5 protein-coding genes and 1 pseudogene are annotated in these 6,383 nt (G+C 72.3%); 3 read left to right on the top strand and 3 right to left on the bottom strand.

Translation table 11 applies throughout. From position 1 onward, the window contains the following. Positions 1–71 precede the first annotated feature (71 nt). Positions 72–2,126 carry an acyl-CoA dehydrogenase family protein gene (locus tag ACWDN5_RS18485; protein ID WP_449677165.1) on the bottom strand — a complete coding sequence of 685 codons (2,055 nt, stop codon included), beginning with the start codon at positions 2,124–2,126 and terminating at the stop codon, positions 72–74. A gap of 141 nt (positions 2,127–2,267) precedes the next feature. Between ACWDN5_RS18485 and kstR the strand changes: the two genes are divergently transcribed. Both kstR and ACWDN5_RS18495 read left to right on the top strand, forming a co-directional pair. Next, entirely contained in the window at positions 2,268–2,894 is a 627-nt protein-coding gene (gene kstR, locus ACWDN5_RS18490) for a cholesterol catabolism transcriptional regulator KstR (RefSeq protein WP_086849903.1), read from the top strand. Continuing rightward, on the top strand, positions 2,891–3,586 hold the full coding sequence (locus tag ACWDN5_RS18495; protein WP_449677166.1) for a maleylpyruvate isomerase family mycothiol-dependent enzyme: 696 nt from the start codon (positions 2,891–2,893) through the stop codon (positions 3,584–3,586). Before kstR ends, ACWDN5_RS18495 begins: the two co-directional genes overlap by 4 nt. Here ACWDN5_RS18495 and ACWDN5_RS18500 read toward each other — a convergent pair. Further along, complete coding sequence (locus ACWDN5_RS18500; protein WP_310974791.1) at positions 3,540–4,370, bottom strand: LLM class F420-dependent oxidoreductase; 831 nt, start codon at positions 4,368–4,370, stop codon at positions 3,540–3,542. The genes ACWDN5_RS18495 and ACWDN5_RS18500 overlap by 47 nt on opposite strands. Before the next feature lie 77 nt (positions 4,371–4,447). On the opposite strand from ACWDN5_RS18500, the gene ACWDN5_RS18505 reads away from it, so the two are divergent. Next, positions 4,448–5,137, top strand: a complete 690-nt coding sequence (locus ACWDN5_RS18505; protein ID WP_449677167.1) for a class I SAM-dependent methyltransferase — start codon at positions 4,448–4,450, stop codon at positions 5,135–5,137. 189 nt (positions 5,138–5,326) lie between these two features. On the opposite strand, the pseudogene ACWDN5_RS18510 reads toward ACWDN5_RS18505, so the two are convergent. After that, positions 5,327–6,217 (bottom strand): annotated as a pseudogene (locus ACWDN5_RS18510) (methylmalonyl-CoA mutase family protein); the annotation flags it as partial. Positions 6,218–6,383 lie beyond the last annotated feature (166 nt).

Raw genomic sequence — 6,383 nt, forward strand, 5'->3', positions numbered from 1 at the left:
TTCGGCCCCCGGCGGCGCGAACGGTCCCTTCGCACCGTTGCCCAACGCAACTCACCCGGCGCCGAAGGGCATCACCCGCGGGGCAGGCCGAGGAGACGTTCGGCCGTCAGCGAACGCAGGACCTGCGTCGTGCCGCCGGCGATGGAAAGGCAGCGGGTGAGCAGGAATTCGTGCTGGGCCGGGCCGTCGGCGAGCAACGCGCCCGCGCCGGCCAGCTCCAGCGCGAACTCCGCCACCGCCTGCCGGTGCGACACGCCGAGCAGCTTCCGGACGCTCGACTCCGCGCCCGGATCCTGGCCCTCCAGCCGGCGCAGGGCCGCCCGCAGATCCAGCACCGAACCCGCGACGCCGTCGGCCACCAACGCGCCGAGCCGGTCCAGCGCCACGTCGTCCAGCGCGTCGGCGTCCACAGTGGACACCAGAGTCTGCACGCTCTCACCGACCGCCGACCCGCTGCCGATGGCCACCCGCTCGTTCGCCAGCGTCGTGCGCGCCAGCCGCCAGCCGCCGCCCGGCGGGCCGACGACGTCGGCGTCCGGCACGAACACGTCGTCGAGGAACACCTCGTTGAACACCGCCTCGCCGGTGATCTCCCGCAGCGGCCGCGTCGTGATCCCCGCGGCGCGCATGTCGACCAGGAAGTACGTGATGCCCTGGTGCTTGGGCGCGTCCGGGTCGGTGCGGGCCAGGCAGATGCCCCAGTCGGCTTCGCGAGCCAGCGACGTCCACACCTTCTGCCCGGACAGCCGCCAGCCGCCGTCGACGCGGCGGGCCGACGTCCGCAGCGCCGCCAGGTCGGATCCGGCGCCGGGCTCGCTGAACAGCTGGCACCAGGTGAGCTCGCCGCGCAGGGTGGGCCGGGCGAACCGCTCCCGCTGCTCGTCGCTGCCGTGCTCGAGGATCGTCGGCACCGCCCACGCGCCGATCACCAGGTCCGGACGGCGGACCCCGGCCGACGCCAGCTCGGCGTCGATCCGCAGCTGCTCCGCGGCGTCGGCACCCCGGCCGTGGGGTGCGGGCCAGTGGGGCGTCAGCAGACCCGCGTCCGCCAGGGCGACCCGCTGCGCCTCGGACGGCAAAGCGGCGATCCGCGCCACCTCGTCCCGCAAGGCGGGATCGTCCCCGACGTCGACACCCAGCGTGCGCTCGCTTCCGGACAGCGCCAGCGACGCCGCCCGCCGCCGCCACGATCCGCCGAGCCACTGCCGCAGAGCGACGGCCCGGCGCAGGTACAGGTGCGCGTCGTGCTCCCAGGTGAACCCGATGCCGCCGAGGACCTGGACGCAGTCCTTGGCGTTGGCGACGGCCGCATCGAGGGCGACGACGGCCGCGCTCGCCACCGAGAGCGGGTGCTGCCCGGACGCCGCGTCCCAGGCGAGCGCTTCGGCGGCTTCGGCGCGGCAGAGCATCTCGGCGCAGAGGTGCTTGATCGCCTGGAACGCCCCGATCGGCTTGCCGAATTGCTCGCGGACCCGGGCGTACTCGACGGCGATGGTCAGGCAGCGCCGCGCCACGCCCGCCGCCTCGGCCGCCGCCAGGATCGCGGCCGGTGAGTCGGCCGGCGGCACGGAGAGGAGATCGGCCTGGACGTCCGAGAACCGGATGCGGGCCAGCGGACGCGAGAAGTCGAACGCGGGCAGCGGCTCGACGCTCACCCCGGGCGTGCCGGGCGCGAGCAGGACGTGGCCACCCTCGACCGGGACGAGCAGCCAGGCGTCCGGGTGCGCCCCGGGTACGGGCCCGCTGAGGCCGTCCTCGAGGGACAGGGCGTCCAGCAGGACCGCGACGGTGGCCTCCCCCTCGGCCAGGGCCGGGAGCAGCTCCTTGGCTTCGGGGACGTCGGCGAGCAGCAACCCGGCGAGCGCGGTGCCCAGCAGCGGGCCGGGAACGAGTTCCTCCGCCGCCGCGGCGAGCCCGGCGGCGAGGTCGGCGACACTGCCGTCGGCCCCGCCGGCCGCCGCGGGCAGCGCGACACCGAGCAGGCCGAGCGCGGCGAAGCCGGCCGGGATGCCCACGCCGGGGCCGGTCTCCGCGGCGCGCACCGCCTCCCGCGGGTGGTGCGCCGCGGACCAGGCGCGGATCGCCTCGGCCAGCGCGGCCTGTTCCTCGGTGAGCGCGACCGGCATGGGGCCTCCTCGCGGGATCGGCAAACTACTGGCGAGTGTAGAACGTGTTATAGTTTTTCGGCCAGTGGGTCAATTGTCGCGAGGTTCGCCAGGACAGGTAATCTACGTCGTGAACTGGAACAAGTTCCGAAGGACGGGGGAATGCCGATGCCAGGCAAGACCAAGGCCCGCGGCAACGGCCTGAGCGCGATCGGGGCCGACGAACTCGGCTCGGCCGCCCAGCGCGACCGCCGCCGCCGGATCATCGACGCCACCCTCGCGCTGGCGTCGAAGGGCGGCTACGACGCCGTCCAGATGCGGGCCGTCGCCGAGAAGGCCGACGTCGCCCTCGGCACGCTCTACCGGTACTTCCCCTCGAAGATCCACCTGCTCGTCTCCGGGCTGGCCCGCGAGTTCGAGCGCGCGCAGGAGAAGCTAGAGCGCCAGGCCATCCCGGGCGACACGCCCGCCGAGCGGCTGATGTTCGTGCTCGGCCGCAACACGCGCATGATGCAGCGCGACCCGCACCTGACCGAGGCGATGGTGCGCGCGTTCATGTTCGCCGACACCTCCGCCGCGGCCGAGGTCGAGCAGGTCGGGCGGCTGATGGAGAACATGTTCGCCAAGGCGATGGGCATCGCCGAGCCGACCGAGGCGGACCGCGACATCTTCCACGTCGTCGCGGACGTCTGGATGGCGAACCTGGTCGCCTGGGTGACCCGCCGCGCGTCGGCGGCCGACGTCGCGAACCGCCTCGAACTGTCGGTACACCTGCTGCTGGACAAGTGATCCCGGTCGCGGCGGTCGCCGAAGCGCACCGCCGCCTCCACCGGGCGCTGGACCCGCTGACCGACGCCGGGGTCCGCGCACCCTCGCCGCTGCCCGGCTGGACGCGCGGGCACGTGCTCGCCCACGTCACCGACGCCGGCCGCGCGCTGGCCGACCTGGTCGAGCAGGCCCTGCTCGGCGTGCTCGTCCCGCTCTACGATCCCCGCACGCACGACCGCGACGGCATCATCGAGGCGACCGCGAGCCGGACCGCCGACGAGCACCGGCGAGCTCTGCTCCGGCACTCCGTCCGCCTGGAGGACGCCTGGGCCCAGGTCCGCGACTGGGACCAGCAGGTCGACTACCGCGACGGCAAGCTGGCCAGCACGGTCTTCGCGCGCTGGCGCGAGGTGTGGATCCACGCCGTCGACCTCGACGTCGGCATTCGCGTGGCCGATTGGCCGGAACACTTCGCCGTCCACGCCGTGGACTTCCTCGCCGAGCGCCTGCCCGGCGGCGTCGCGGTCCGGGCCGGCGACCGCCGGTGGGGCACCGGTGACACCGAGGTCACCGGTCCCGTGCGCGACCTCGCGGCCTGGCTGTCGGGACGGACCACCGGCGACGGCCTCGCCGGCGACCTCCCGGAGCTGGGCCCCTGGCCGGGCGTCAGCGGTGGGCGGCGGCCACCTCCGCCAGCCCGTCGAGCGCCTTGAGCGTCTCCGCCTCCGGCAGCGTGTCCAGCAGGAACGTGTACCGCTCGACGCCGGCCTCGCGGAAGCCGTCGATCACCTTCGGCGTCGTCGGGCCGCCGAAGACCGCGAACTGGACGTCCTCGCGGCCCTGGTCCGCCAGCCAGCCGCGGACGCGCTGGGCCTCCTGGTACTTCGTGTAGCCGCGCAGCAGCCAGCCGTCGCCGTACTTGGCCAGGCGGTTCAAGGCGGCTTCGCTCTCGCCGCCGATGTAGATCGGGACGTGCGGCTTCTGCACCGGCTTCGGCCAGCTGAAGATCGGGTCGAGGTCGACGTGCTCGCCGTGGAACTCGGCTTCGTCCTTCGTCCAGATCTCCTTGAGCGCGGCCAGCTGCTCGTCGATCAGCGCGCCGCGCGTCTTCGGGTCGGTGCCGTGGTTGCGCATCTCCTCCCGGTTCCAGCCGACGCCGACGCCGAAGAGCGCGCGGCCGTCGGAGATCAGGTCCAGCGACGCGACCTCCTTGGCCGTGTGGATGAGGTCGCGCTGGATCAGCAGGGCGATCCCGGTGCCGAGCAGCAGCTCCGACGTCGCCGTCGCCGCGGCGGTCAGCGCCACGAACGGGTCGAGGGTGCGGTAGTAGACGCGCGGCAGGTCGCCACCGCCCGGGTACGGGGTTTCCCGGCTCACCGGGATGTGCGAGTGCTCGGCGAGGAACAGCGAGTCGAAGCCGCGTTCTTCGAGGGCGGCACCGAGGACGTCGGGCCGGATGCCCTCGTCGGTCACGAAGGTCGAAATCCCGAATTTCATGGTTCCAGGACTACCACCGGGTTGACAGCGGGTGCAGGATGAAGTGATCTCATCATACGTTGAATAAAGGGGTGGACATGGACGTACAGGACGTCGACTTCGAAGAGCTGTACCAAGGCTCGACGCCGATGGGCCGCAAGATGCCGTGGGACCTCGGCGCGCCGCAGCCGGCGGTCGTCGCGCTGGCCGATGCCGGCGAGTTCACCGGCGAAGTGCTCGACATCGGGTGCGGCCTGGGCGACAACTCCGCGTTCCTCGCCTCGCGCGGCCTGCGGGTCACCGGCCTGGACGGCGCACCTTCGGCGATCGAGCAGGCCCGCACGCGCGCGCCGGGCGTCACGTTCGCGGTGGCCGACGCGACCGAGCTCGAAGGCTACGAAGGCCGGTTCGACACGGTCCTCGACAGCGCGTTGTACCACTGCTTGAGCGAGGACGAGCGGCGCGCGTACCTGGCGGCGCTGACCCGCGCGACGCGGCCGGGCGCGACGCTGCACCTGTTCGCTTTCTCGCCGGAGATCCCGGACGGCTTCCCGGCGCCGTACCTGATCAGCGAGGCCAACCTGCGGGAGACGGTCGGTCGCGATTGGACGATCGAGCGCCTCGAGCCGACCCTGTACACGACGTCGATGACGCCGGAGGAGCTGCGGGAGAGCGTCCGGGTGGTGCTGGACCAGGACCCCGGCCGGCTGGCGCGGCTGGGTACCGACGCCGACGGGCGCGTCCTGGTCCCGGTGTGGCAGCTGAAGGCGGTCCGCCGATCGAGTTGACCCGCGACGGCCGGGGCCGTGCTGCGGGCACCGCACCTTCGAGAACGGCCGCCCGGACGAACCGCTCGACGAGGGCTGGCGGCCCATCGACCCCGCCGTCGACCACTTCGAGCCCCAGGGCGTCGCCCTGGCGCCGTGGCCGACCGCCCCCGGAACGCTCTGCTGGTGGCGGCCGGCCTTCTGGCGCCGCTAGACGTTCCGCCGGTACTGGCCGCCGACCTCGAAGAACGCTTCCGTGATCTGACCCAGCGAGCACACCCGCGCGGCGTCCATCAGCACCCCGAACAGGTTGCCGCCGCGGGTGGCCGCCTCGCGCAGGGCCTTCAGCGCCTGCTGGGCGTCCTCGTGGTTGCGGCGCTGGAAGTCCGCGAGGCGGTCGAGCTGGGACTTCTTCTCGTCCTCGGTCGCCCGGGCCAGCTCCACCTCGACTTCGTCCTCCCCCGAGCGCGGGTTGCGGAACGTGTTGACGCCGATGATCGGCAGCGAGCCGTCGTGCTTCTTGCGCTCGTAGAGGATCGACTCGTCCTGGATCTTGCCGCGCTGGTAGCCCGTCTCCATCGCGCCCAGCACGCCGCCGCGCTCGGAAATGCGGTCGAACTCGGCCAGCACGGCCTCCTCGACCAGGTCGGTCAGCTCGTCGATGACGAACGAACCCTGCAGCGGGTTCTCGTTCTTCGACAGGCCCCACTCCTTGTTGATGATCATCTGGATGGCCATCGCCCGGCGCACCGACGACTCCGACGGCGTCGTGATCGCCTCGTCGAACGCGTTGGTGTGCAAGGAGTTCGCGTTGTCGTACAGCGCGCACAGCGCCTGCAGCGTCGTGCGGATGTCGTTGAAGCTCATCTCCTGCGCGTGCAGCGACCGGCCGGACGTCTGCACGTGGTACTTGAGCTTTTGCGAGCGCTCGTTCGCGCCGTAGCGCTCGCGCATCGCCACCGCCCAGATCCGGCGCGCCACCCGGCCGAGCACCGAGTACTCCGCGTCCATGCCGTTGGAGAAGAAGAACGACAGGTTCGGCGCGAAGTCGTCGATGTCCATGCCCCGCGCGAGGTACGACTCGACGTAGGTGAAGCCGTTGTGCGGGCCATCCACCAGCCGGCGCCGAGACCGATGATGATCGTCGCGGGCAGCACGACTGGGTTGAGGATAGCTGGGGCCGCAGTTCGCCCTCTTCGGGGTTCATGGTGCCGATCAGCACGAACCGGGCCGCGTGCGAGACCGAAACGCCTTCACGTTCCACGGT

Source organism: Amycolatopsis sp. NPDC003731 (assembly GCF_053586895.1).